The 25918-nt window shown below is 36.9% G+C and carries 22 protein-coding genes and 1 tRNA gene; 10 read left to right on the top strand and 13 right to left on the bottom strand.

Annotation, left to right across the window (positions count from 1 at the left end):
- Positions 1–165: 165 nt before the first annotated feature.
- The 7 genes from BM327_RS04515 to BM327_RS04485 all read right to left on the bottom strand — a co-directional run bounded on the left by BM327_RS04515 (position 166) and on the right by BM327_RS04485 (position 10289).
- The gene (locus BM327_RS04515; protein WP_090246831.1) at positions 166–780 is read right to left on the bottom strand and encodes a TIGR04282 family arsenosugar biosynthesis glycosyltransferase; all 615 of its coding nucleotides are present in this window, start codon (positions 778–780) and stop codon (positions 166–168) included.
- Positions 767–1273: a rhodanese-like domain-containing protein gene (locus BM327_RS04510; protein WP_090246829.1), complete on the bottom strand. Its 507-nt coding sequence runs from the start codon at positions 1271–1273 to the stop codon at positions 767–769. Before BM327_RS04510 ends, BM327_RS04515 begins: the two co-directional genes overlap by 14 nt.
- A gap of 2 nt (positions 1274–1275) precedes the next feature.
- Entirely contained in the window at positions 1276–2343 is a 1068-nt protein-coding gene (arsS, locus tag BM327_RS04505) for an arsenosugar biosynthesis radical SAM (seleno)protein ArsS (RefSeq protein ID WP_090246826.1), read from the bottom strand.
- A 4-nt stretch (positions 2344–2347) separates the two neighbouring features.
- A complete protein-coding gene (locus BM327_RS04500) occupies positions 2348–3058 on the bottom strand; it encodes a DUF547 domain-containing protein (protein ID WP_090246824.1) in 711 nt (236 codons plus the stop codon).
- Between the two features lie 627 nt (positions 3059–3685).
- Positions 3686–6718 (bottom strand): DNA polymerase III subunit alpha, encoded by a 3033-nt coding sequence (locus BM327_RS04495; protein WP_211664704.1) that lies wholly within the window; start codon positions 6716–6718, stop codon positions 3686–3688.
- A gap of 3 nt (positions 6719–6721) precedes the next feature.
- The gene (gene dinB, locus BM327_RS04490) at positions 6722–7942 is read right to left on the bottom strand and encodes a DNA polymerase IV (RefSeq protein WP_090246819.1); all 1221 of its coding nucleotides are present in this window, start codon (positions 7940–7942) and stop codon (positions 6722–6724) included.
- Positions 7943–8228: 286 nt separating this feature from the next.
- Entirely contained in the window at positions 8229–10289 is a 2061-nt protein-coding gene (locus BM327_RS04485) for a SpoIIE family protein phosphatase (protein WP_139230251.1), read from the bottom strand.
- A gap of 204 nt (positions 10290–10493) precedes the next feature.
- Here BM327_RS04485 and BM327_RS04480 point away from each other — a divergent pair, with 204 nt between their 5' ends.
- The 4 genes from BM327_RS04480 to BM327_RS04465 all read left to right on the top strand — a co-directional run bounded on the left by BM327_RS04480 (position 10494) and on the right by BM327_RS04465 (position 13796).
- Positions 10494–11024 carry a hypothetical protein gene (locus BM327_RS04480; protein ID WP_090246813.1) on the top strand — a complete coding sequence of 177 codons (531 nt, stop codon included), beginning with the start codon at positions 10494–10496 and terminating at the stop codon, positions 11022–11024.
- Positions 11024–12154 carry a hypothetical protein gene (locus BM327_RS04475; protein WP_090246810.1) on the top strand — a complete coding sequence of 377 codons (1131 nt, stop codon included), beginning with the start codon at positions 11024–11026 and terminating at the stop codon, positions 12152–12154. The genes BM327_RS04480 and BM327_RS04475 overlap by 1 nt, the downstream gene beginning before the upstream one ends.
- A 79-nt stretch (positions 12155–12233) precedes the next feature.
- Positions 12234–12605, top strand: a complete 372-nt coding sequence (locus BM327_RS04470) for a hypothetical protein (protein ID WP_170853669.1) — start codon at positions 12234–12236, stop codon at positions 12603–12605.
- Positions 12606–12611: 6 nt separating this feature from the next.
- On the top strand, positions 12612–13796 hold the full coding sequence (locus tag BM327_RS04465; RefSeq protein WP_090246802.1) for a hypothetical protein: 1185 nt from the start codon (positions 12612–12614) through the stop codon (positions 13794–13796).
- A gap of 49 nt (positions 13797–13845) precedes the next feature.
- Here BM327_RS04465 and BM327_RS04460 read toward each other — a convergent pair whose 3' ends face one another.
- Positions 13846–15924: an OmpA family protein gene (locus BM327_RS04460; protein WP_139230250.1), complete on the bottom strand. Its 2079-nt coding sequence runs from the start codon at positions 15922–15924 to the stop codon at positions 13846–13848.
- 10 nt (positions 15925–15934) lie between these two features.
- Positions 15935–17026, bottom strand: a complete 1092-nt coding sequence (locus BM327_RS04455) for a tetratricopeptide repeat protein (protein ID WP_170853668.1) — start codon at positions 17024–17026, stop codon at positions 15935–15937.
- Between the two features lie 139 nt (positions 17027–17165).
- Between BM327_RS04455 and BM327_RS04450 the strand changes: the two genes are divergently transcribed.
- From BM327_RS04450 to BM327_RS04430, 5 genes are all read left to right on the top strand, one after another.
- Positions 17166–18377 (top strand): acetyl-CoA C-acyltransferase, encoded by a 1212-nt coding sequence (locus tag BM327_RS04450; protein ID WP_090247612.1) that lies wholly within the window; start codon positions 17166–17168, stop codon positions 18375–18377.
- Positions 18377–18940, top strand: a complete 564-nt coding sequence (locus BM327_RS04445; RefSeq protein ID WP_090246793.1) for a rhomboid family intramembrane serine protease — start codon at positions 18377–18379, stop codon at positions 18938–18940. The genes BM327_RS04450 and BM327_RS04445 overlap by 1 nt, the downstream gene beginning before the upstream one ends.
- Positions 18941–19067: 127 nt before the next feature.
- Positions 19068–19289 (top strand): hypothetical protein, encoded by a 222-nt coding sequence (locus BM327_RS04440; RefSeq protein ID WP_090246790.1) that lies wholly within the window; start codon positions 19068–19070, stop codon positions 19287–19289.
- A gap of 65 nt (positions 19290–19354) precedes the next feature.
- On the top strand, positions 19355–19897 hold the full coding sequence (locus tag BM327_RS04435; protein WP_090246788.1) for a hypothetical protein: 543 nt from the start codon (positions 19355–19357) through the stop codon (positions 19895–19897).
- Between the two features lie 71 nt (positions 19898–19968).
- Positions 19969–20277 (top strand): hypothetical protein, encoded by a 309-nt coding sequence (locus BM327_RS04430; protein ID WP_139230249.1) that lies wholly within the window; start codon positions 19969–19971, stop codon positions 20275–20277.
- Between the two features lie 29 nt (positions 20278–20306).
- On the opposite strand, the gene BM327_RS04425 is transcribed toward BM327_RS04430, so the two are convergent.
- The 4 genes from BM327_RS04425 to BM327_RS04410 all read right to left on the bottom strand — a co-directional run bounded on the left by BM327_RS04425 (position 20307) and on the right by BM327_RS04410 (position 24229).
- Positions 20307–22712, bottom strand: coding sequence for a TonB-dependent receptor plug domain-containing protein (locus BM327_RS04425; RefSeq protein WP_244526191.1), 2406 nt, complete (start codon positions 22710–22712; stop codon positions 20307–20309).
- A 56-nt stretch (positions 22713–22768) separates the two neighbouring features.
- Positions 22769–23182, bottom strand: coding sequence for a hypothetical protein (locus tag BM327_RS04420; RefSeq protein ID WP_139230248.1), 414 nt, complete (start codon positions 23180–23182; stop codon positions 22769–22771).
- Positions 23183–23406: 224 nt separating this feature from the next.
- Complete coding sequence (locus BM327_RS04415; protein WP_090246775.1) at positions 23407–23931, bottom strand: hypothetical protein; 525 nt, start codon at positions 23929–23931, stop codon at positions 23407–23409.
- A gap of 210 nt (positions 23932–24141) precedes the next feature.
- Positions 24142–24229, bottom strand: a tRNA-Ser gene (locus tag BM327_RS04410).
- 222 nt (positions 24230–24451) lie between these two features.
- On the opposite strand from BM327_RS04410, the gene BM327_RS04405 reads away from it, so the two are divergent.
- Positions 24452–25909: a GWxTD domain-containing protein gene (locus BM327_RS04405; protein ID WP_090246771.1), complete on the top strand. Its 1458-nt coding sequence runs from the start codon at positions 24452–24454 to the stop codon at positions 25907–25909.
- Positions 25910–25918 lie beyond the last annotated feature (9 nt).

Here is a 25918-nt window from a genome sequence, read left to right as displayed (position 1 = left end):
GATGTTTAGGGCTAAGGTAAGGAAAATTGAAAGGATAATTTGTTTATTACTTTCCAAACTTGATGATTACATCGAAAAAGATAGTTTAATGTTGCTAGTATGTACGGTCATAAAAAAAGTCCTTTCAAAACTGAAAAGACTTCTTTCTATTCTATCGTAAACATTTTATACCGTCAATTCACCATTTATGTAATTCGGACGCATCCAGTCCTCCTCATAATCTATGTCGGATTTTGGTTTTAAAAGCGCAAAGGAAATATCCTTTTGTTGTAATTCTTCGAGTGTTAAATCAAAGAGGGTTTCTGTGCTCCAAGGTTTATTCTCAAAAACACAATTAATCATTTTACGCATGGCCAATAGATAATAACCTCCATCTAAGGCCGGACCAATAACTACGTCATTATCATTTAACAAGGCTTCGGCTTCTAAAATGTCTTTTTCATTAATTTCTGCACAATCTGTTCCTATTATGATCACCTTAGAAATTCCTTGGTCAAAGCTTTGTTGAAAAGCGTGCTTCATTTTATCACCCAGGTCTCCTTCTGCTTGTAATTTTTTTTCAAAACCTTCCTTACTCCAACGGTCTTCTCCCTCTATTTTCCAAGCGTAATAAACATGTTTTGGAAAGGGGAGTTTGTCGGTAATACTAATGGTGTAATCCAAGAGTTGTTCATAAATTTCAAGTGCTTTGTCGTCTCCAACAGTGCTGGCCAAACGCGTTTTAACTTTTCCTTTTTCTACATTCTTTGTAAACAAAAGCAATACGCTATTCTTCCTCATATACTTTAGGTGCTTTTTTTACCCAACGCCCCCAGAATTTATTGTAGGCATGGACTTTCTTTGTTGTTTTTCCTGATTTGTCTTTCATGGGGCGACCTTGATCTGCCCATAAAAAGATTCCTCCGTATAAATTATAAACATTTTGGTAGCCTTTTTCGGCTAACTTTTCGGCAATATTCTGACTTCGAACACCAATAGAACAATAAACAATTATCGTTGCATTGGTATCTATTCCTTTGAGCGCACTCCACGAAAAATTATCGTAACCTGTGTATAAAGCACCCGGCAAATGACTCACATTGTATTCACCTTTTTCTCGTGTATCTAAAAAGTGAACAGTGTCATCATTTAATAAGCCTTGCGCAGAATCTTGTGATATGGTAGGGAAGTGATATTTCTTCTCTAACATAGTTTTATAGTCTGGGTCAATTTCGTTTTGACCCAGTACAAAAATTCCGATCAAGGAAAAGACTATGAATAATGCCTGTTTCATAATTATGTTGTTGCTCCTTGACAGCTAGAACCAGCCCCAGCAGTACACCCATAACAGTGTTGTCCCAGGATAATGTTTCTGTCTGCCAATTGTTCTTCGTCGAAATCACTAATATGACGAGATTTAGAAGCTACTTTTAATTGCAACATTTGGTTGAAGTCACAATCGTATAAATTACCTTCCCAATCTACGGAAATGGTGTTTTTACACATTACATTTTCTGCCGCCACAGGATTGTAAGCATTCACCAATTTATCCATGTACTCTTCATATCTTCCTGCTGCCAAAATGAAATCTAAGAAACGAGAAATAGGAAGGTTGGTTATCGTGTATAAATTATTGAAGCTTATGTTCCAATCTTCTTTCAAACGAACTTTGTAATCTTGTTCTAGAGCTTTTTGTTCGGGGGGTAAACTTGGTCCACCCGGGTTGAATACAAGGTGTAAGTGCAAACCAGAACCTTCTATACCGTATCCTAATTCGTTCAATACTTTCAAAGCTTCAATGGAACGATTAAACACTCCTGAACCTCTTTGTTTATCTACGTTATCTTGTGTGTAACAAGGCATAGATGCTATCACTTCAACTCCGTGATCTTTGAAAAACTGAGGGTAAGTTCTAAAGTTTTTATTTGATACCAGTATGGTAAGGTTACTACGAACTATGGTTTTTACATTACGTTTAGTAAGCTCTTCAACGAACCATTTAAAATGCGGGTTCATTTCTGGTGCTCCTCCCGTTAAATCTACTGTTTTTACATCTGTTTTATCTATGGCCTTAAGGATGTCTTCCATGGTCTCCTTGGTCATGATTTCTTTACGGGTTGGACCGGCGTCAACGTGACAGTGCTCACAGGTCAAATCACACATGTAACCTACATTTACTTGTAGTATTTCCAATTTTGTTGGTCGTAAGGGAAATTGATTGTGTTCCCTTAATTTGTCTGAAAAGCGCGTACCGTGTAATTTGTCTTTTTCCAATAGCTGTATCTGATTCGGCGCTTTAGCCAAATAGCTATCTCTTCGTTGTAAAGATTGTAATTTCTCTTTTTTCTCTGTCGCAGTGCTCATATCTCTATGCGTTGATGTTCCAATTATAGCTTAAGTACTCTACTTTAGCGGTTGATTTAATTTTGATTTTACTGTATTTGTTCAAGTAGTTAATAATGCTTCCCGCCGAAGCGAAATCATCTTTATACCATTTGAAAATTTCTGATATCTGAACTTTATCAGCTGTAATTTTGTTGCGTTGACTATCGTTAATAAACAACGAGGCCTGTGTATCTAATTGAGTTTCCAATGTACTTGCCTCGTAGGCTTTGTTTAAAAGTATAGGACAAGAGAAAGAGGCGCAATTCACGGCAAAATGTATGCGTGGATCTTTGTACTTGGCACGTAATTTCTTGTGTTCAATGTCGTTTAACGAAAGTGTTGCACCAGCTATTTTAATCCACTTGTAGTCCCAAGCATTTTGTTCACCGTATTTGATGTCAGTAATGCTTTTTAATGGGTAGTGCTGCAGCATCATTTTTAAAGTGTAGGCGTTGTAGGCATTGATCCAATAAGCCTTTGTGGTGTTGCTCGACCATTTTTCAGTAGGTGTTGAAGCCTCTAAGGTTTTCAAATAACTGTCAAGTTTAGAAATGTCCTTTTTTAAAGCGACATAATCTACCTTTCCAGAACTACTTACATGTTTACTTAAAAGTTGCGTAAAAGGTGCATGGCTAGGTTGTGCCCAAGCTATGGTCATTGTACATATAAAAAGTAAAGTAAGTATCTTTTTCATCGTCTGTTCTTTTAAGGTCGTGTAATTATTAGTCGCAAGAATTTTGCCTTGCTTACAAAACCCATGAAAGTTAACAAATATCTTCAGTCTTTGTTTTGGTATATGAACGTTTCAACGAAAGATTTGGATGTTGCTCTTTTCATTTTCTTGAATATACGCAAAGCTACTCCAAAGTGTTTTATTGATGATTTTATCTTCTAGAAGTTCATTACGAGACTCTTATGTTAATTGAGGTGGATGGAAAAAGTTGATTATTTAGAATTCTATTTTTTTGTGTTAGAGTAGCTTTGCGCATACTTAGGGAATTACCTTCAAACAGGTATAGTAACGATAGCTTTGCTTTTTGGAAAACCTGTATTACTTAGACGCTTTTAAATGCCCTAAGAAATTTAAGGGCGACTTAGTAATACGGTGCTCCAGAAAGTAAACTACAAGTGGATAGACCGGCCGTTTGCCAAATGATTATCTCCTTTCTCTCTTGTTTTTAGGGCAATTTTACGGGCTGTACATTGTAGTCCCCACCCCAAATACCAAGTAGTTTTAAACCCAATAAACTCACTTCCGGTGGTCGTAAGCTTTTTGGGTAAACTACTAAGCATCTGTTCTGCGGCGCTGCCATTTCCATCCCTATTGCAACTGGTTTTCTGGAGATTTTCTCTTCTTTTTAAAGTCTATGGCGGTGGTGAAATTATCGGTCACCACTTTACCTTCTTTTGGGTCTTCTATCTCCGTATACCTTGGATCGTCGAGAAAGGCAACCTTGCGCATGCGGTTAACTTCTATGGTGTGGTAGCCAAATTCTTCACTTACTATGCCTTGAAATTTATAAATCCCCTTGCCTTGGAAAGGATATTTTTTACCTACAAAAGGGAAGTGAACGGTGTCTAACATTTCGCCGTGTATGTCCATAAAAGTTCCAAAATACATGTAGTCTTTGTTTACTGTTTTGGAACGTTTGAGGGTAATTAGGTAGCCAAAACTAATGACGCTTTGTCCCAAATGTCTGGGCAAATCTTCTGCTGTAACATGGGGTGGAATTTTCTCTTTCGAGAGTTCAAAAGGATTCACCAGCGGAAAACCGATAAGCTCCATTTGCTCGAAGTTGGCCTCGTAAGGAGCTTCTTGTAATTGGGGAAGTGTAAACTGCTTTTGGGGAGGGTAAAAAAGTACAGGCTCCCTGTGTTTCTCTTTGTGTGCGTTGTGGTAAAAATGAGACCGCCACAAAAGTTCTTTCTTGCCTTCTTGAAAATCGCGTAAGGCACCTATGCGTATCAAAAGGTTGAGTTGTTCGAGAGGAATGTGCACGCGGTTGATCAAATCATCGAAATTTTCGAAGTTTTTGCGCTTACGTTCTTGCATGATTTTGTGTATGACTTTGTGCTCGCAAGCGTGTACGAGATTAAAGCCCAGGTAAAGGGTGTCGCCCTGTATAGAACTTTCCCAAGCTCCCTTGTTGATGGAAGGTGCTTCTATGTTGGCACCCAACATGCGGGCTTCGTGTACATATGTTTCTGTACGGTAATAGCCGCCAAAATTGTTGATGGTAGCCAGCATATATTCCAAAGGATAATAGGCTTTTAGGTACAAACTTTGGAAACTTTCTACGGCGTAAGAGGCGGAATGACCTTTGGCAAAGGCATAACCGGCAAAGCTTTCTATTTGTCGCCAAATTTCGGTCACGTCTTTTTCAGCATAGCCCTTATGCTTACAGTTCTCAAAAAACTTGTCTTTTACTTGTAAAAATTCTTCTCTAGATCTGTACTTGCCCGACATCCCCCTGCGCAATACATCGGCCTCTCCCAAGGTGAGTCCGCCAAAATGATGGGCTACCTTAATCACATCTTCTTGGTAGACCATAATACCGTAGGTTTCGGGCATAATTTGCAGCATAACCGGGTGGGCTTCTTTGCGACGCTCAGGGTTTTTATGACGTAAAATATATTCGCGCATCATTCCTGACTGGGCAACCCCCGGACGTATAATAGAGCTGGCCGCCACCAATTCTAAATAGCTTTTTACTTCAAGCTTTATCATCAACATACGCATGGCAGGAGATTCTACATAGAAACAACCCAGCGCTTGTGCTTTCATGAGCATTTCTTTGATTTTCGGGTCCTCTTTGAAATGGGCTACATCTCTAATGTCGTGCGGTGGATTATGAGGTTGGTTTTGGTGTATGATGTCTATGCAATCTTTAATCTTTCCCAACCCACGCTGACTCAAAATATCAAACTTGTATAAACCGACATCTTCTGCTTCGAGCATAGAAAATTGAGTCGTGGGAAAACCTTTGGGTGGCATAAAGCAGGCGCTGTACCAACTCGTGGGGCGCTCGCTAATAATAATACCACCTGCGTGTATGCTCAGGTGAGAGGGGAGTCCTTCTATAAATTTGCTGTACTTCAATACAAGCCTGCCCATTTCATCAACTTGGTGCAAGGCCTTTCCATTGCTCAATTGGTCTATATCCGCCTTGGGTAAACCGAATACTTTGCCCAGTTCTCGCACCGTTGCTTTGTATTGAAAAGTGTTATAGGTACACAGCAAAGCGGCATTAGGGAAACGTTCGAAAATATAATGGGTTACATCATCTCTATCCTTCCAAGAAAAGTCGATGTCAAAATCTGGAGGTGTTTTTCTGTAGAGGTTAATGAAACGCTCAAAATAGAGGTCGAGCTCCAAAGGATCTACATCTGTGATCTTTAATAAATAAGCGACTATACTATTGGCTCCACTTCCTCTACCTACATAAAAATAACCTTTGTTGCGGGCGTAATTAATGATGTCCCACGAAATTAAAAAGTAGGAGAGGTATTCCTTCTCACGTATAATCTCTATCTCCTTTTCAACGCGCGTTGTAATGGCGGGAGTAATTTCTTTATAACGTTCTTTAATGCCTTTTGCGCAGAGCTTTTTTACCAATTCGTAATCTTCCTGGCATGAACCCGTGTAACTTTTGAGGTTTTGCGACTCTACATCATCACCAAACTTGAAATGTATGCTACAGCTTTGGGCTATTTCTTCTGTGTTGGCAATAATTTCTGGGTATTCCTCAAAGCTTTGGTAGAGTTCTTCCTTACTAATAAATAGGTCGTCAGCATCTGCTTGCTCTGTTGCGGGTAGAGCAGAGAGTAGACAGTTGTTTTCTATGGCGCGTAAGAGTCGATGGGCATTAAAATCACGCTTGTTGGCAAAACTCATGGGTTGAAGAATAAGAGTTTTATCGGTGTGTTGTAATTTCTTCCAGTTGTAATCTTGCAGGCCTTTTTTAGAAACTCCTATCCATTCGTTGGGACCTAGTTTTTGCGGTGCTTTTTGCCAAGGGTAGATGGTAACGCAATTGCTCAGGTAAGGAGCAAGTGCAGGAAACTCAAGGTTCTTTTGCAGGTGTTCGGATACAAAAGTATTGAGTTCGTGAAAACCTCTGTTGTTGGTAGCTAAAATCACATAGCACTGTTCCATACCGTTGCGTATGTCTATGCCTATGGCTGCATTAAAATCTTGTTCTTGGGCATATCTACTCAAACTCAAAGCCGCCGTTGAGGTGTTGATGTCTGTAATAAAAGCGCAGGAGTAACCGGCTTCTTTGTAGAAGTCAACAATGCTTTCGGGCGATTTTAAACCGTAGCGTAAACTGTATTTACTGTGGGTGTTGAACATAATTTAAACGCGTCTATTGGCCAATAACATGGGTGGCTCTCCTTTGAATGGATTGTATCTTCCTATGGTGCGGGCTTCTAAACCGGAGGCACGGACTAAGCTTCTGTCGCCATATCTATCCCTTATCGTATCCATAGCGCTGTATAAATCGGCCAGTTTGCTGTTTTCATCAAACAAACTAATTTGATGATTTCCATTCACTAAATGACTCAAACGAATACCAATTAAGCGCACCAATACTCTACGGGTATAGAGTTTTTTGAAGAGTTCCAAAACCAGAGGGATGATGTCGTGATCTGCCGCTGTATAAGGAATCCTTTTTTGTATGCTCTGGGTTTGGAAATCGGAGTAACGAATTTTTACACTTACACAGGCGCATACTTTTTCCGCTCTGCGCAATTGGAAACTCAAGTTCTCAGCCATGGCGGTTAATATGGCGGTAAGTTTATAGATGTCTATAGTGTCTCTATCGAAAGTACGCTCGGTAGAAATAGATTTCCTTTCGTTGTATTGCACTACAGGACTGTTATCTATACCGTTAGCTTTGGTCCATATCATTTTCCCATTTTTTCCCAAGGCGCTTTCCATCATTTCTACGGGCATGTCTTGTAAAGTTTGAATTTTACGTATGCCTAAATTGCAGAGTGTTTGGTACGTTTTTAAACCTACCATGGGAATTTTACGCACAGAGAGTGGACTCAAAAATACGCGCTCTGTACCTCTAGAAACCTGCATTTGATTGTTGGGTTTGGCTTCTCCCGTAGCAATTTTAGAAACGGTTTTGTTGGGGGAGAGACCAAAAGAGATGGGCAATCCCGTTTCACGCATGATCCGTTGGCGCAATTCTGAACTGTATTTTAAACAGCCAAAAAATTTGTCCATACCTGTGAGGTCCATATAGAATTCATCTACAGAGGTCTTCTCGTAAACTGGCGCAGCTTCTTTGATGATTTCCGTTACCATGTTAGAATACTTTGTGTAGGTACCGCTGTTTCCTTTAATAATTATGGCGTCCGGACATCTTTCTTTGGCCATTTTCATGGGCATGGCAGAGTGTATACCAAAGAGTCTGGCTTCGTAACTACAAGAAGCTACCACACCTCTGTCGCTGGTTCCACCTATTAAAATGGGCTTGCCTACCAGTCGGCTGTCAATCAGGCGTTCACAAGACACAAAAAAGGTGTCCAAATCCATGTGAACAATGGCTCTGTTATCACTATTCATACTCCAAAGTTTAGCGCATAGCAAGCTATAGCCATATTTCTATGTTGCTGATGCTGAGTTAATACGTCCTGTTTGAGGACAACTAAAAAATGAGAAGTTGAATACTTGAATTACCTATGAATTTAGGTAAAAGAAGTTTGCTTTATTCTCCCTTCGTCATCTTTACAAAATTATGAAAAAATAGACGTTTGATTAAATTTAAATCTAAATTTTGACTAAAAAGTAATCAATTGTAAAGAGAGAGAATTACTACGTAAACTATTTATGTTTTTAAAAAGAGGAGGGATTAAATTTCAATAATCATTAAACAAACGTCATCCACTTGCTCGTTGTTTCCTTTCCAGGTTTGGAAAGAAGTGCTTAACTCCTGAAGCAGTACGTCTACACTCTTAGAACCGTAAGTAAAGACTAAGTTACGCATTTGGTTTAGCTTGAACTTCTTGTTCTTTGGTCCACCAAACTGGTCTTCAAAACCGTCTGAAGAAAGCATGATTTTATCACCTTTCTGTAATTGGAAGTCAACTACTTTAAATTTAGAACTCACGTTAGACTTACCAATACCTTTACGGTTTCCTTTAATTTCAAGAATATTTAAACCATTTCTACCACTAAAGTTCATGTCGTCTGGAATTCTATTCATAAAGAAACTCGTCTCATTAAATACCCAGCAATTCAGGTAGGCACCACTAAATTGCAGTTGAAGGGTATTGACATCAAGTCTACAAAGTGCGATGTCCATCCCGTCGTGAATTTCTTCATTGTCGCTGGCCAATACTTGTGGAACTTCTATGTTCAAATGGTCTAAAATATCGTTTGTGTTTGTTAGTCGTAATTCGTGTAAACATTTGTTTAAAACAGAGGATGCTACCAAACTCACCATGGCACCAGGAACACCGTGACCTGTACAATCGGCTACCCCGAAATATACGTAGTTTCCAATTTTTTCACAGATGTAGAAATCACCAGAAACGATATCTTTAGGAAGGTACAGCAATGCGTTATTGGGCAAGGTGTTGTTCAGTAACTGCGTACTTGGTAAGATAGAATTCTGTATACGCTTGGCATAGTTAATACTGTCAATGATTTCTTTGTGCTGTTCGTCAATACGTTCATTTTTCAGGGTAAGATCTTTATTGATTTTCTTACGCTGTAAAGAAGAAACCCATAAACTAACGGTAACAACAAGAATAATACTGATGAACAATATAAGTACGCGTTTCGAATTTTTTTCAGAGTTTAATTCTTCTTCACGCAGCTGTTCTTGAATTTTAAAACGTTCAATTTCAGCTTCCTTTCTGCTAGATTGATATTGTGCGGCTAATTTCGCTGAAGTTTCCTCAGATTCCAATTGATAAATAGAATCCTTCAGTTTTAAATAATTTTCGAGATAATTAATAGCGTTTTCGTAATCTTCAATATGTGAATAGGTTTTGTAAAGGTTGAAATAGCCATTTAAGGGAGAAACTTCCAGTTCAAGACTGTCTACTAATCGAATGAATTTTTCATAATAAAGTATAGCTTTGTTTCTTGAGCCTAAATTTTCTTCAAGGTTTCCTTTTGTCAGGTGGTTGATTGCGAGCCAATTATATTGATTTGTTTCCGTGTTTATACTAATAGCTTTATCTATATATTGATTGGCAAGAAGGAAACGTTCTTTTAAACGGTATAAATTTGCCAAATTGTTATACGTGGCACTTAAAGATCTGGAACAGTTACATTGTTCAGCAATTTCAATGGCTTTTTTGTACGAAGTTTCAGCCTGAGTTAGCTCATTGTTGGATTTATAAATATCACCAAGTAATTGGTAAGCTTCAGCTTGAAAAGATAATAAGTTGTTTTTTCTGGCAATTTCAGAGACTTGGGATAAATAATAAGTAGAGTTATTGATGTCTTTGGTAAGTAAAAAGAGTTTAACTATATCTATATAGGTTCTACAGATATTCGGTAAATCACCTTGAACTTCAAAATATTTTAGAGCTTGAAATTCTGCTTGGATGGCAATATCATAACTTTCAGCTTCTCTAAAAATTTCAGATTTTTTCTTTAACACATGTGTTTTGTGCGCAATGTTAGGAAAGTCAAACTTTAGCTGTATCGTGTCAAAAATTTTAAGTGATTTATCTACCATTAAATTTTTGGCATAAAGCGATGCAAGCCTTATATAACTTTCTATTATTAGAGAGTCTGTATTATTAGGGTCGTGAATTTGTTTTAAGAATAAATTCTTGAAATGAATAAAATCACCGGTGTCGACAACCGATAAGTCCTTTTGTATAGACTGAGACCTGAAAGGAGTGAGTAGGTTAAATGCTAAAAAACAAAGGGTTACTAATAGTGCTTTATTCACTTATCTGAAATTATTAATACGCAAAAGATTCAAGTCTACAAAATTAAGAAAAGTTAGAATTCGTTAATCGATGAATAGAGTTTATTTGTCGGTCAATGTGGCTTATCTGTCGATAAATTGAAAAATAGTTGAACTAAGAGAGTGGTTAAAAGTGATAAATAACCTTATTTTGAGGATGAAATTAATCAATAAAATTATAAAAAGATGAAAAATATATTTGTTTTAGCGGGAATTGCATTAAGTGTTATTACTTTCGGGTGTTCAAAGAATGATGATATTATAGAGAGTGAGTACTACACAGCAGAGGAACAGGTAACTATGAATACTAGAGCCAATACTACTCTGAAGTTTCAAAACAATACAGAAGATGGTGGAGATCATATCGAAGGTGTAACTGTTGGATGTATGTTTTTTACAGGTGATGAGTGTACATATTCTAACGTAGATTACGGTTGTAGAGGTGAGTTATTGTCTATCGATTGTATGGATTTCGTACATGAGTTGTTGACAAAAGTTGAGGTGGGAGATGACGCTTCAGATCAAAATGTTGTTTTGGCAAACTTAGATGCATTTAACGGATTATGTCCAGATAAAATGATAGAAGGAGTTGTTGCTGGTACGGTAAGAATGAATATTGTTGCTTTGAGCTCTAAGCCAGAGGGAAGTGCTTACATTGAGTTTGAAGATAACAACTCTCTAGAGTTAATTATGGCTACACAAATTGAGTTTAAATAATGAAGAAATTAGGTCTATTAATAGTTTTAGCGACAATAACTGTCTTTCAGTCTTGTACAAGTAATAAAATTGAAAACTTTTCAGAAGAAAGTAAGTTTAAGCTTGTTGACTCTATATGTATAGACCCGAATTTTGGAGTTTCTTCCGTGAGTGCTTTTGAATTAGATGGACAAGAGTATTTTTCGGTAGCCAATTTTAAAACACAAAAAGAAATACGAATCTTCCACCAAGATAGTTTGGTTAGAACGATAAGTCTTAATGGTTTTTCGATTTTTAAAGAAACACCTTTGGCGTACGAGGTTCTTAATTTAGATACCATACTTATAATTCTTAACCAAGATCCACGAATTTTTTATGTGGATGCAAAGGGAGTTATTTTTAAAGCCATTTCTTTTGAAGATGAGTATAATGAACTAGGTGGAATGCGTGTTAGACGAGATATTTCTCCAGCGTTTTTAAATCGTAAGGAGGATTACGCAGCTTTGAATTTTTTAACAGCACCGGACTTTACTGGATTCACTTTAGATTCACTACAAAAGTTTGAAGAAGAAAATAGAAACAATCTTCGTAAACAGAAAAAAATTGTTGTTAAGGGATTGAGTGATGATACTTCGGTAATAGAAACCAATTTATCAAATGCCTTTGAAGGGATGTTGAGTGATAATCAAGTTCTAAATTCGGCTTGGTACTTCACTCTCACAAATGATAAGTATTGTGCCACTCTAGAGAGTTCTAATAAAATAAACGTGTTTAACAGCGATTTCGAGTTAGAAAAGCAATTAGAGGTTAAGTCGGATTTTGTGGACATAGGTTACAAGCTTCCTGAAGTGAAAGATTTGGAAAACTATATGGATATCTTCAAGTCTAATGTGACAGGAAAGAGGATGATAAGCTATGTGCTTATTGATGAAGAAACAGGTGATTATATTGTTTTCTTGAACAATATATACGAAAAGGAAGAAGGTACAAGTGAAACGCCTGATTTGATCGTATACTCGAAAGATTGGGTAAAGTTAGGTGAATATAAAAAGGGTGATCACTCTTTTGGTGGAGGAGTTTATTACGCAAAGAACAAATACTATATAAAAAGATTGCATTCTAATTGTTATGACGTTTTTGAATATAACTAAGCTTAGTTTAGTATTATTACTTTTTACAAGTTGCGCCAGAAATAATGGTAGTGAGGTAGAGCTTTTAACAGAAAAAATTGTGGAGTATTTTCAAGGGAAAGGAATTGAAAATGTCTTTGAAAGTAAAAGAGCTTTTGTTTTTTTTTCGGGTGAGAAAAGTTGCGTTAAGTGCACCGAATCATTAATCGTAGAGATGAATCCTTATTTAGATTCCACGGATGTTGTTTTTATGGTTTCGGGTAGAGGAGCTGTAATGGATATAACTAGTTTCGTTGAGAAAGAAAGAGAAAACGTATATTTGGACCCCTATTATAAGTTTAGTAAAGCTGTGGGCGAGAATAGTTCTGGTTATATTTTGTTTGAAGATGGGGTAGCAGATACCGTTGTTCATGTTAATGTAAAAGATTTGGTTACTCAAATACAGTTGCTTAAACGCCATATTGAGAACTAAATAAAAATGGAGTTATTTCAAAAAAATTATCCTTACAAAAAACACCTTTACCTATTTTTTCTTGTTACAACTGTATTTCTGTTTCTCGCGAGTTGCGATAAAAAGTCAATACCTGTAAAGAGTATAGACGAAAGTAAGTATTTAGTGCTCATAGATTCTGTGGATATAGATGAGCATTGGAAATTTGCAAAGTTTATCTACAAATCAGCTTTTGAATTAGATACTATAAAGTACGTAGCTTTGTTTAAAGGCTATCGAGAAAATGATACCACCTGTACCATTTCAATTTATTCCGAAGACGGCGTCTTTAGAAAGAATATTTTTATAGACACCATAAGTGATTTGCTTGAAGGTGAGTTGTTTATAAGTTTTCAGGCAGTAGGGTTAAACAAGTTTTTTTTCCTTACGGATTCAAAAGTGTTTTGTTTAGATAGTGATGGGAATATTTTGTTGTACCGTGATTTAGATCCTTTTATCGAGGAACAAACTAAATCAGGGATAATAGTTCAAAATCAAAGTGACTTTATTTTACCTAACGGTAAATCCCTTCTTGTTAACTTGATAGAGTACACAAGGTTAAATCGTAAAATGTCCGACCAAGAAAGGTTGGAAAAGAATAAAATCTTAATGCAAAAACCTAAAATGTTTTTTGTAGAAGATATTTTTGCCGAAAATCTGGAATACAGCTTTGTGATGAACGATGCTTACGTAGGTATGCTAGATTCTGCAGATCGAGAAAGAATTCCTCGTTTGATTAATGTTCATGCAAATAATGTATTATGTGTGCATGAATACTCCAATAAAATCAAGAGATATGATTCTAATTTTGATTTAAAGCAAGTTTATACACTTGACTTGGATTCCTTGAACGTGGGAGTTAAGCCATTTAAAGTTTATGAAAGGGGGAGTATTCACGATACTATCAGAAATAGATATAAAGAAAGCTTGATATTGTATTATGCTTATTATGATGATATTTCGAAAAAGTTTATGGCCTCCACCATTACCGGTATGGATCAATCGAAAAAACCTCTTCCAAGTCTATTTATTTGTGATAGTGATGGTGAATTATTAGAACAATTACATAGCCTGAAAAATTACAAAGGTAGTGGTGTATTTATTCAAGAGAAAAATCATTTTTACAGGTTGACCAAGAAAAATTTAAAAATATACGTTTACGAACTAAGATAAAAAAAGCCCCCGATTTGAATCGGGGGGCTTTTTGTATTCAGAATAAGATTTAATTCTCAATAATTTCAAATTCTGTTCTTCTGTTTTCTTGTCTGCCTGAGGCGGTGTTGTTAGAGGCTATAGGTCGTGTAGATCCATAACCTTTAGCTGTGATTCTATCTTTAGCAATTCCATGGTTGACTAAATAATCCACTACAGCTTGAGCTCTGTCTTGCGATAATTGATCGTTAATCGATGAAGAACCTGTGTTGTCTGTATGACCAGAAATTTCAATTTTTAAGCTCGGAACATCTTTTAGAAGTTTTACCAATCTATCCAATTCAGTATTAGAAGTAGCTCTTAAATTAGCTTTTCCTACATCAAAGAAAATGTTTCGGAGGGCTATTTTACTTCCTACCGCAATGTTTTTCAATTCAATGATTTTGTTTACCAATTGATAAGCACTACCGTTTGGAATGTCAAAGTTTTCTGAATGGAATAAATATCCCTCTGCTTTCACACTAATACCATAGTTTTTACCGGCTTGTAGGGACAATAGAAATTTACCCGTTGCACTGTTTGTAGTAAACTGTTCTATCACTTTCCCTGTTTCATTGTCTATGATATCAATTTCTGCCTCAACTGCTTTACCTGTTAATGCATCTATAGTTTTTCCTTTAAATACGGTCAGCGAAGTCTTGTTAACCTCTACTGTATTGGCTATTTGAGGATCTTTGATAGGAGAGGCTACACTTGCTAACAAATAGTCTTCCATGTCAAAAGCAGGCTCTTTTGGCGCGCCCCAAAACGTAACTTTGTATAAGTCAAAACCACCTTTTCCTCCCGCTCGGTTAGAAGCGATGTAGGCAAACTTTCCATTGGCTGTGTTGGCAAAAAAGAAATCATCGTAAGGGGTATTGATGGGGTAGCCCATATTCTCAGGTTTGCTCCAAGTACCTTGCTTTTTGTAAGAGACAAAGATGTCATAACCTCCTATAGATCCATGTCCTTGTGAAGCGATATACATCGTTTCTCCGTCTATGGCCAAGTAAATAGGACCATCGTTAAACTTAGAGTTTACTGTACTTACGTTCGCAGCTGCTCCATAGTCTCCATTGATTTTACTTTTTAAACCTGAAAACATGATGTCATAACCATTCGAGCGAGAAGCAACCTCTCTTCCGAAGTAGATTTTATAACCATCAAAGTTGTAAGAGGCATATTTTTCATTGTTTCTATCTGAACTGATTTGTACTGGAAGTTGATTGGCATTCATCCAGTTCGCTCCGTTCAAGAAAGATTCGAAAATATCTGTTTGACCATCTAATTCTCTGTGCAACAAGAGCTTTGTTCCATCATAATAAAGGTTGTTTACTACTTCATCATTAGGCGTGTTTACAGCACCAGGAAGAGGTTTTGGGGTGTTCCAACTTCCGTCTTCAAAGTCAGTGTAATAAATATCCATATCATATTCACCAACTTCATCGGGCGTATGTCCATTGGGTTTGTTAGAACTGTAGATGATTTGAGATCCATCTGTTGTAATAGAGGGAGCAATTTCATCATATGCCGTGTTAATGGTCGTCAGGTTATCCACCCAAACACGCTCTGGATTAGCCTTGCGTTCTTTGGCGTAGGCACATTCTCTTTTACGCTGCGTAACAAATTTTGTAAAATCATCCGCTTTTTTATAATCGTTTTCAAAGTATTTGTAGGCCTCTATGGCTTCATTGAACTTTTCTTCCAATTGGTAAACAGCGCCAAGGTAGAAATATAAAAAGGGATCACATTCAGGGTTCAATTCCTTCGCTTTTAATATGTACGCTATTGCCTTATAAGGTTCCGATGAATAGTAATAACAAATTCCTAAATGAAAGTTATTCAATGCACTATTCGGATTGAATTCTTGCGCTTTTTCATAATAATTCAACGCTTGTTTAAAGTTCATTCCTGGGTCCTTAACATTGAAAACAAGATCAAAACCGGCTTGGTAGAAAGGTTCAGCTTTTTCTAGACCTTCTTCTATGCTTTTAAACTCTTCTTTCTTATCCTTAAAATTGGAAGATTTAAATTCAACATCTTGCGCATGTGCCTGTTGTAAAAATAGGGCTGCCAAGAAAATACTTCCTGTTAATATTTTTTTCTTCATCTTTAATTTTCTAATAACCACAATTTCCTGAGTAATATCTTTCTCCCATTTCTGCACCTAATTCTTTGGCTTTTTGCCAATCTGCACAAGCTTTGTCTTGTTGTCGCAACATTTCGTTGATCATACCTCTATTCACATAAGCTGTGGCATTGCTTGGGTCTAATTCTATGGCTTTGTTTGCCATTTTCAAAGCTTCTTGGTACTCTTCCTTCTTGAACAAAGCTCCCGCTAGATTTGCATAAGCTGCAGAGTAATTTGGAGCCACCTCTATACATGTTCTAAAGTCATCAATGGCATCATCTAATCTGTTTTTAGCCATTAGGGTAACGCCTCTGTTGAGGTAAGCTAAGTGGAAGTTTTTGTCGATAGATATAGCGCGGTTAAAATCTCCTATGGCACCTTCGTAGTTTTCCATTTTCTTTTTGGTCGTTCCCAAATTATTCAATACAAAAGGAAGGTTAGGGTTTTTCTTTAGAGCTTCATCATACTGCTTAATGGCCAAGGCGTATTCTCCCATCATACGGTAACAACTTCCTTTATCATTGTAGGCGTAAACCATACTCGGTTTAAGCTTTATTGCAGCGTCAAAACTTTCTATGGCGCTTTGGTAATTTTGTTGCATAAATTTTAGCGTTCCAAAATTGTAATGATAATCTGCCTTATTGCTGTTTAAGGAAATTGCTTTTTCATAGTCTTTTTCAGCCTCTGCAAACTTGTTACTGTTTTGGTAGGCGTAAGCGCGTTTGGCATAAGCTCTATCCGAGATAGGATTTAGGTTTATCATAGTTCCAAAGCTCTGCGCGGCATCACTGAATTTTTTCAATTCTATTTCCGTTATTCCTTTGTTGTAGTAGGCATCCTCAAATTTTGAATCTACCTGAACTGAGGTAGTAAAGCTTTTTAAAGCTTCAGCATATTGCTTTTTTTCAAAGTAGGCAATTCCTTGGTTGTAGGCTTCTTTACTTTTTGCAGAAGTAGCATTGCTTGCATTGAGGGCGGCAATGGAATCCTGATAGCGTTGATCTTCCGAGGAAGTCTCTTCTTGGGCCTGTGTAAATTGTACAGCTAACAATAATGCTAGCATAGAAAATACATGTTTCATTTCGTTTGTTTTTAGTTTTGACATTTTGCTGTCGTCCATAAAAATAAAGGAATAATCTGTCCTTAGGTCATATACTTTTCAACATCTATTCACAATGGTTTTCATCACTATTGTTATCTTCGCCCTACAAATTTTGATTATGAGTAAAGAAGTATATATAGTAGATGGTGTTAGAACTGCCATAGGTAATTTTGGTGGAACTTTAAGCGCAGTGCGTCCGGATGATATGGCAGCACACGTGATCAAAACCTTGGTAGATCGTAACCCTTCTTTAAATGTAGAGGAAGTAGAAGACGTTATTTTTGGTTGTGCGAATCAAGCCGGAGAAGACAACAGAAACGTTGCCAGAATGGCAGGTTTATTAGCTGGGTTACCTCACACTTCAGGGGGTGAAACAGTAAACAGATTGTGTGCATCAGGAATGGCGGCTACAGTAAATGCTGCAAGAGCTATTAAAGACGGTGCTGGTGATGTTTACATTACTGGTGGTGTTGAAAATATGACAAGAGGACCTTGGGTGATTTCTAAAGTTTCTGCTCCTTTTGGAAGAGATGCGCAAATGCATGATTCTTCTTTTGGTTGGAGATTCATTAACCCAAAAATGCAAGAACTTTACGGAACGGATGGAATGGGACAAACTGCTGAGAACTTGGTAGACATGTACAACATTTCACGTGAAGATCAAGATAAATTCTCTGCATGGTCTCAAGAAAAAGCAGCTGCAGCTTGGGAGAATGGACGTTTGGCTGAGGAAGTTGTAAACGTAGAAATTCCTCAACGTAAAAAAGATCCTATAGTTTTTGCGCAAGATGAGTTTATGCGCCCAGGTACAACTGTAGATACTTTGGCAAAATTAAGACCTGCTTTTAGAAAAGAAAATGGATCTGTTACTGCTGGTAATGCATCTGGATTGAACGATGGAGCTGCTGCTTTATTGATTATGAGTGGAGAGGCTTGTGAGCGTAACAACTTGAAACCATTGGCAAAAATCGTTAGTTCAGCTGTTGCTGGTGTGGAGCCTAGAATTATGGGGATAGGTCCTGTATACGCTTCTCAAAAAGCATTAGATAGAGCAGGTTTAACGATGGATGACATGGACATCATTGAAATCAACGAAGCTTTCGCAGCACAGGCTTTGGCTTGTACAAGAGAGATGGGATTGGCAGACAATGACCCTAGAATTAACCCAAATGGTGGAGCAATTGCTTTAGGTCACCCACTAGGAATGACAGGAGCTAGAATTTTACACACAGCAGCCTTGGAATTACAAAAAACAAACAAGCGTTACGCTTTGGTAACCATGTGTATTGGAGTAGGGCAAGGATACGCTACCATCATTGAAAGAGCGTAATGAAAATTACATTTAATGCACCCGTTACTTTGGCATTTTCGCTCATTTGTGCGGTGGTGTATTTTATATTTACTACAAATACTCCTCCCAGAATCTGTATTTTGGGAGGGTATTTTGATTGGACCAATTGGCAATGGTATGTTTCTTTAGTGGGATATACAATGGGTCACGGTTCCTTATCTCACCTGATAGGTAATTTGAGTTTAATATTGTTGCTCGGCCCTATTTTGGAGGAGAAGTATGGTTCCAAAAAGTTGTTCTTTATGATCGTGCTTTCGGCTGTGATTACAGCTTTGGTGCACATCCTCTTTTTCTCACATAATTTAATAGGAGCAAGTGGTATCGCCTTTATGATGATAACCTTAGTATCTCTAACCAATGTAAGAGGCAAGGAGATACCTATTACTTTCATATTGATTTTTGCACTTTACGTAGGGGGAGAAATTTTAAGATCTTTTGAAAATGATAATGTTTCTCAATTTGCGCATATAGCAGGAGGAATAATTGGTGCTATTTTTGGTTTTAAAGTAAAACCTAAAAATAACTCATCCCTGATCTTGTAAAGGGCTGAAATATTTATCGTTTGCATGACTTTTTCGTGAAATTATTTTAAAAATCTTATTATTTTTTTTATCTTTCGGCGCATGCGGTTGAAAAACTGCCAATTTGAATTAAAAAGTAATTTTAGATATGGGTAGACCTCCTACAAGACCAGCGCGGTTAAAAGATGGATTTTACATTGAAGTAAGAAACGAAGGCTCTAAAGCCAACGGTATTAAAATTCGAAGAGATACCAAAGAAGAAATGCTTATGGCTATCGAAGATTATAGCCGTATTAAGGATGTAATCGTACTTGGTGAGTTGAAAAACGACAAGTGGGTTGACGACAAAAAGAAAAAGAAGTCAAATTAATTAAGACTTAAAATATTTCTATCCTCTAGCAGATGCTGGAGGATTTTTTTATGCCATAACTCAAGATGTTAAAAGGAAAGAAATACAATCTATGGGTGAAACTCCTTTTCATCCTTCTTCAAGGGAGTTTTTTAATTGCGTATGCTTGGAATTATAACTGGGACATCCTTGTTCTTGTAGGAATGATTCTTACCACACTGTTATTGGTTTGGGCGTATTTAAATTACCACATTCAGGATATCGGTCTGAAGTTGAAACCTACACTGATAGCCATGTTTTCATTAATAGCAGGAAGTGTTCTCACCTTTAGTTTGCAAGTTGAATTAAACCTTTCTGCAGTTCTAGCTTCGAGTGGAGTTGGGGTGCTGGCTTATGGTATTTACAAGCTAAGTAAAGACACAAATAATCTTCATATAGCAGCCTATTGTGGAAGTTTTATTGGTATGACAAATATTGCCAAAGCTTCTGATTATTTCACTTTAATTCTTGCCAGTGTTTTGGGAGCATGTATTTATGTGTTCGCCAGGAATGTTTTCAATGGAGTAGGAGGGAAACTGGGATCCATAGCCTTTATTTCTATTTGTTTAACCCTGTATTTTTTATTGTGATGATATTCTTTTTTATAGCCTTAGGCATGATGGGGGCAGGGTTGACATTTCTTCTCCAACACAAAGCAAAAATGAATGTTGTATTAGCTTCAGCTTTACCCATTTTTAGTGTTGCACTGGTTTTTCATTTTATTCCTGTGACCGACACGAATCTTATCTTGGGAATATTATTTACAGCTTCCTTTGTGGGAATGAGTGCCGCAAATTTTACACTTTTCGAAATTGTTCTAGGAGGTGGAATTTCTACCGTCTTATTTTTAAACATTCCTCCCTTGTATCAAGGCTTAGGTGGTGGTATGGGAACCTCTGCTTTTATTGCTGTACTCCTTACGTTTGGACTACGCAAGCTTTATGAAAAGACATTAAAAAAGGCGAAGTAAATACTTCGCCTTTTCTTTTAAATCCGTTCTTAGAATTTAATTCGTAAGGACATTACCATGTTTCTTCCAGCTCCGGATAATCCTGAACTGTAAGCCCTGTATCTAATATCTGTTAAGTTTTCAACTCCGGCTGATATTGCAATATTTTCGTTCAAAGTATACATTGCCTTAAAGTTAAGGGTGTAATAACTTGGCGCGTAAGGATTACCATTTGCATCAGCTGCGTAAATTTCTGTTTTACCTTGCTCAGAAACGGGCAAATCTTCAAACTTGCGTTCAGCTTGGTAGAAAACATTTAAGTTAAACATAAATTTCCCTTGCTTGAAATTAATAGCAGATTTACCAAAGAAGGGTGCTGCATGACGTGCACGACTGATATCACCATTGTCTAATTCTTCCTCACCATATTGGTAGTTTATGTTTGTAGACCAATTAAAGTGTTTTAAGAATTTGATATCAAGTCCAAATTGTAAACCATAAACCTGTGCGTTAGCAGCATTTTGAATGGCTTGCACTTTACTCAATTGTCCATCATACATTATGCTGTCTTGTCCATCTAAAAGGAAGTCACGACGAACATGCGCATTGTTCAAGTAAGTATAATATGCTGCCACATCAATTTTTACAGCATCGTTGAAAATTTTGGCGTAGTCTATATCAATATTATAGGCGTATTCGGCTTCTAAATCTTTGTTGGGAACTACAACCGCACCCGGCTCAGAATCGAATACTTTTCCAATGTCATCTATGTTTGGCGACCTAAATCCTGTAGATGCGTTAAGACTAAATTTACTACTGTTATTCGGGATGTATACCCAACCAAAGCTTCCCGTAAGGGCTCCGTTGTTGATGTTTACATCTGTATAAGGAATAGGGTAGTAAACCGTGTCAAAAGTAGCGTTGATCATGTACTGGTTGTAACGAGCACCGGCATGTAATGACATCTTTTTATTGAGGGTATATACATTTGAAATGTAAAGTGCGGCAGATTGCCAATCCGACTGCGGATAGCGTGTAGAACCTGCCTGAGAAACACCTGTAGCAATGTTTTCATTGATTCCAGTTGAAGTAACATCATTATAAACATACTCCACACCATAATTCAATTTGTTTTTTCTCCCCAAACGCTTTGCAAAATCCATGTTCGCTGAATAAGCATCTACTTTTTCCGCTCTAATTTCTCTATCGTCTTTGTTGAAATTTCTTGAGATACGACTTTCTTCAAAAACCTGTTGCGCTATATTTAAAGTAAACCTGTCGTACACTTTTGTTTCTTTCGTATTTGTAAGCTTCAATTGGTTCATCATCCATTTTTGTGGACCATAATTCCATTCAGCATAACGCGGTAAACCATTCTTCATGCGGTTGTGTCTGTCGTAACGACCATAAGCTGAAGTTTCAGAGTAGTGAAAGCCGTATTCTAACAACACATTTTTACTCGCTTGATAGCTGAGTTTTTGCATTAAGTTAATTTGAGCGTAAGCCGAAGGACGTTGTACTCTGGCATCTTCATTTTCTCTCACTACATCCATGCTGTCTTGACGTACTACATAGTAAGGCATTAAATAGTCGTCAGGCCCATTGCTTCCCATGCGCAAATCTTTGTAGTCTGAAGTGGTAAAACTCGTTAACATGGCGAATTTCTTCCAACCTACATTGGCGTCAAAGTGAAGGGTGTTTTCTTGGTTAGCCGAAGAGTAGCGAGTAAGTGCCTTACCAGTTACTAAAGGTTCTTCAGATAATGAAAACTGAGGAGTTAAGGTTTTAAAACTCATTACACCACCTATGGCATCACTTCCGTAAAGCACAGAACCTGGTCCGAATAAAACCTCTGTATTTTCAACAGCCAAAGGGTCTAAGGAGATTACATTTTGAATGTTCCCCGCTCTAAAAATGGCAGAGTTCATTCTTACTCCATCTATAGAATAAAGCAACCTATTGGTGGCAAAACCTCTTATCATAGGAGAACCACCACCTTGTTGACTCTTTTGGATAAACACTTTACCTGAAGTCCCTAACAAATCCGCGGCGGTTTGCGGGTTTTCTAAAGCAACTTGTTCTTCCGAAATACTAGTTACAGCCTGAGGTAAACCAGTTTCACCTTCCTCTGATTTTGTGGCCGAAACTATGATTTCGTCATAGGTGAAGAAAGCATGCTCCAAACGCACCTGATAGTCCAGTGCTATCAATTCCGTTTTGCTCAGTTTTAAAGGTTTGTAATTTTTATTTCTAAAGATTAATTCGGCGTATTCTACTCCTTCGGGGAGAAGAACTTGTCCGTCGTTATTTGAGGTAAGGGTATTAACCTTATCATCAAGTGTAATCACAACATTTGATATAGGAAGTTGTGTTTCCTCATCCGTAATTGTAATGGTCTGAGCGTTCAGGTTTATGTACGCTAAGCACATTACAAAGAATAAATATATTTTTTTCATTGTATTGATTTATTGAACTCATCTACACGTTTAACGTGTGTTTAATTATTGAGGGATTACAATAAATCGGGTGGGGGTGAAAAAGGAGATATGTTCCTTTCTAATAAAGGAAAGTAAGTGGAGAAATTATCTTTTTTCCAGGAAGTTAATTCATGGAAATGAAACGCATATTGGGGTGGAAAGTATTGGTTTTCCATGAAATAGATCAATGCGCCATCACAATTCTTCTTCTTCTCATCGCCCAAAAAGTTGAAGTGTGTTAACTGTTTGAGTTTCGCGTTGAGTTCTGTTTCTTCTCTGTCTAACCAACACCAATAGCTTGTAGTATCGTTTTCTTTCTTTTGTTCAACGATATCATACATTTTGCCTTGGTATTCGAATTCGTGGTCCTTTTCCCAATGCAATTCATTCTTTGATTCATCCTCAGAAAATCGAAAAAAGTAAAGGTCTTTTTTATCTACGGAGGTCATAAGGAATAGTTTGACCTCCTTTTTTATCTGACTTTTACGCAAATTAAGCGCAACAAAAGAAATCATGAACGGCGCCAATAAAATCAAAAAGAATATTGTTTTTATGGTTTTTTGCTTCACTTTTTTCCTTTGTTTGACACAAATATAAAGAGAATAAACTGTTTTGTTTTGATGATAGAGGGAAGTAGGTAAAATTGACCTTAAAAAGGATTTGTATTTGAATGCTACCTTATTTTCATGTGTTGTTTTTCTTTTTCGAAGGCATGGAATTTTGAAATCATTTTCGTTTCTGAGGAAAGTGAAATGCGCTCGAGTTGTTGATTGAGGTAAACACAGATAGTGCTGTCTTTCGACTTAAAATGTACAGCATAGTATTTCGTGTTTGTTGAGTTGTTTTGACTTATTTGTTGAAAATATTCCAGAGAAATACTGTGTAAGCTATCTTCTATTTCCTTTAAATAAAGGTTGAATTCTCTGCTTTTGGTGTGTGCAGAATCTGGCGTAACAAGGTGCATATCCAGTTGATCCAATCTACTTAATACGGATTCACAGTTTTGTTGAAACTGTTTCTTAATTAAACCTGATGCGTTGAGTATATTAATTGATTGGGCTGGATATGCAATAATGTTTGCCTTCTCGTTTACCGATAATTGGGTTTGAGCGGCATGGTTTATTTTAGATTCATTGTTCTCGATACAACTGCAGCAATTATACAGAATGAAAAGAAAATAAAATACCCGTTGTACCATGAAAATGAACTTATAACTCAAGTTTAAGTACTTATTTCGGATTTGTTTTAAGAGGAGTGTTAAGTGTAATAATTTAATTGATATTCGTTAACGAAGGATGGAATTAACGTCGTTATTTTGGTGGTGGACTTTTAATTGGGGAATACTCAAGCTTTCGTTTTACCAAAAGTTGGGCACAAAAAAAACCGACTCGTTTGAATCGGTTTTTGCTGGCGGAGAAGGAGGGATTCGAACCCCCGATACCTCTCAGTATGCCGGTTTTCAAGACCGGTGCATTCAACCGCTCTGCCACTTCTCCGCGGCGAAAGTACTCATCTTTTTTCTATTGACAATGAAAATTGAAGAGAAAAATCTCAAAAATTAAAAAATAATTTCTTCCTACTTGATTTCAAATAAGTTAAGCTTGTACTATTTTTTTGTAAATATAGACTAGTATACAATTGGGCATTTCAAGTCCACTATGATTTAAAGCCTCTCAATTTTTGGTTATCTTTACGCTTGTAATACTAAGTACTTCTTTATGTCTAAAATTTTAACATTTATACTTATTTTATCTACAGCATTTAGCTTTGCTCAAAATGACGCCAAGTTAAGGGCTTACATGAATGAAAAACAGTTTTATACACCCAACGGAGGTAATTATCTAGAGGTGCATTTACAGTTTGTGGGGCACACCTTGTATTACAACAATGTAGACAGCCTTCCTGTAGCTACTTTAGAAATCGTTCAAATTATTTCGCAAGATGATTCTATTGTTGTAGCCGATAAGTACCGTTTGAATTCACCGCCGATTATAGACAGTTTAGTAGAAGACTTTTTTGATATTCAGCGCTATGCCTTAGATGCAGGTGATTATGTTTATGAATTGATGATACAAGACATTAACTCTGGAGACGAAGCGGTGTCTGTCATGAAAAATATTAGAATAGAAGATTTATCGGCAGAGGCAGCTGTATCGGATATAGTTTTAGCTGAGAGAATTAGTATTTCGAAAGATCAAAACACTTTTTCTAAAATAGGTTATGATGTAGTACCCATGTTAACCAATTACTATCCTTCAGAGTTTCAGTTTTTACCGTATTATGTTGAACTTTACAACATAGGTAAAGATTTGGAAACAGATTCTAATTATGTTGTTTTCCAACGTATTTATGACAGTGAAAATAAATTGGATTTAAGTGCCTTTAACCGTATGTACAAATACCAGTTAGAAGGAGAAATTAAACCAATTGCAAAATCTATAGATATTACAAACTTACCGGCAGGAAGCTATTTGTTGGAAGTAAGTGTTGTGGATGCAGAGCAAAACCTTATCGCTTCCAATGTGATTAATTTTGATAGAAATAACTATCAAGTGGATGTTTTGTCGAACTACCAAGATGAATTAATAGACCCAGCGTTTCAAGCTTCTATAACATCAGATTCATTGCGTTACTATTTGGCAAGTTTAATTCCTATTTCTAGTCAGTCTGATGTGAAAAACATCATTCAATTATTGAAGGAAGAAGACACGACTTTACACAGAAAGTACATTCAATCTTACTGGAAAACTACTTCTTCTATTCAATCATTTGAAAACTGGATGAAATACAAAGCTCAAGTGCAATTGGTAGAGCGTTTATATGCTACGAATTTCCAAGTTGGATTTGAAACCGACAGGGGAAGGGTGTACCTACAATATGGTTCTCCTAGTTCTATAACGGCACGACCAACTTCTCCAAGTGAATACCCTTATGAGATTTGGCAGTATGATAAAATTGGAAAGTTCTCGAACAAAAGATTTGTGTTCTACAATCCTGATATGGTAAACAACACGTACAGACTTTTACATTCTGACATGGTTGGTGAGTTACAAAATTACAGATGGCAATATTATATCAACAGTAGAACTACGCCTGGAAATGACATAGACGATCCAACAGGTGGTAGTGTTGATTCTCACGGTGCCAATGCAAGTCGTTATTACAAGAATTTCTAAAGTTACTTT

It is taken from the genome of Lishizhenia tianjinensis (assembly GCF_900116425.1).
Taxonomy (GTDB): domain Bacteria; phylum Bacteroidota; class Bacteroidia; order Flavobacteriales_D; family Crocinitomicaceae; genus Lishizhenia; species Lishizhenia tianjinensis.
This window is presented reverse-complemented; position numbering and strand designations above follow the sequence as displayed.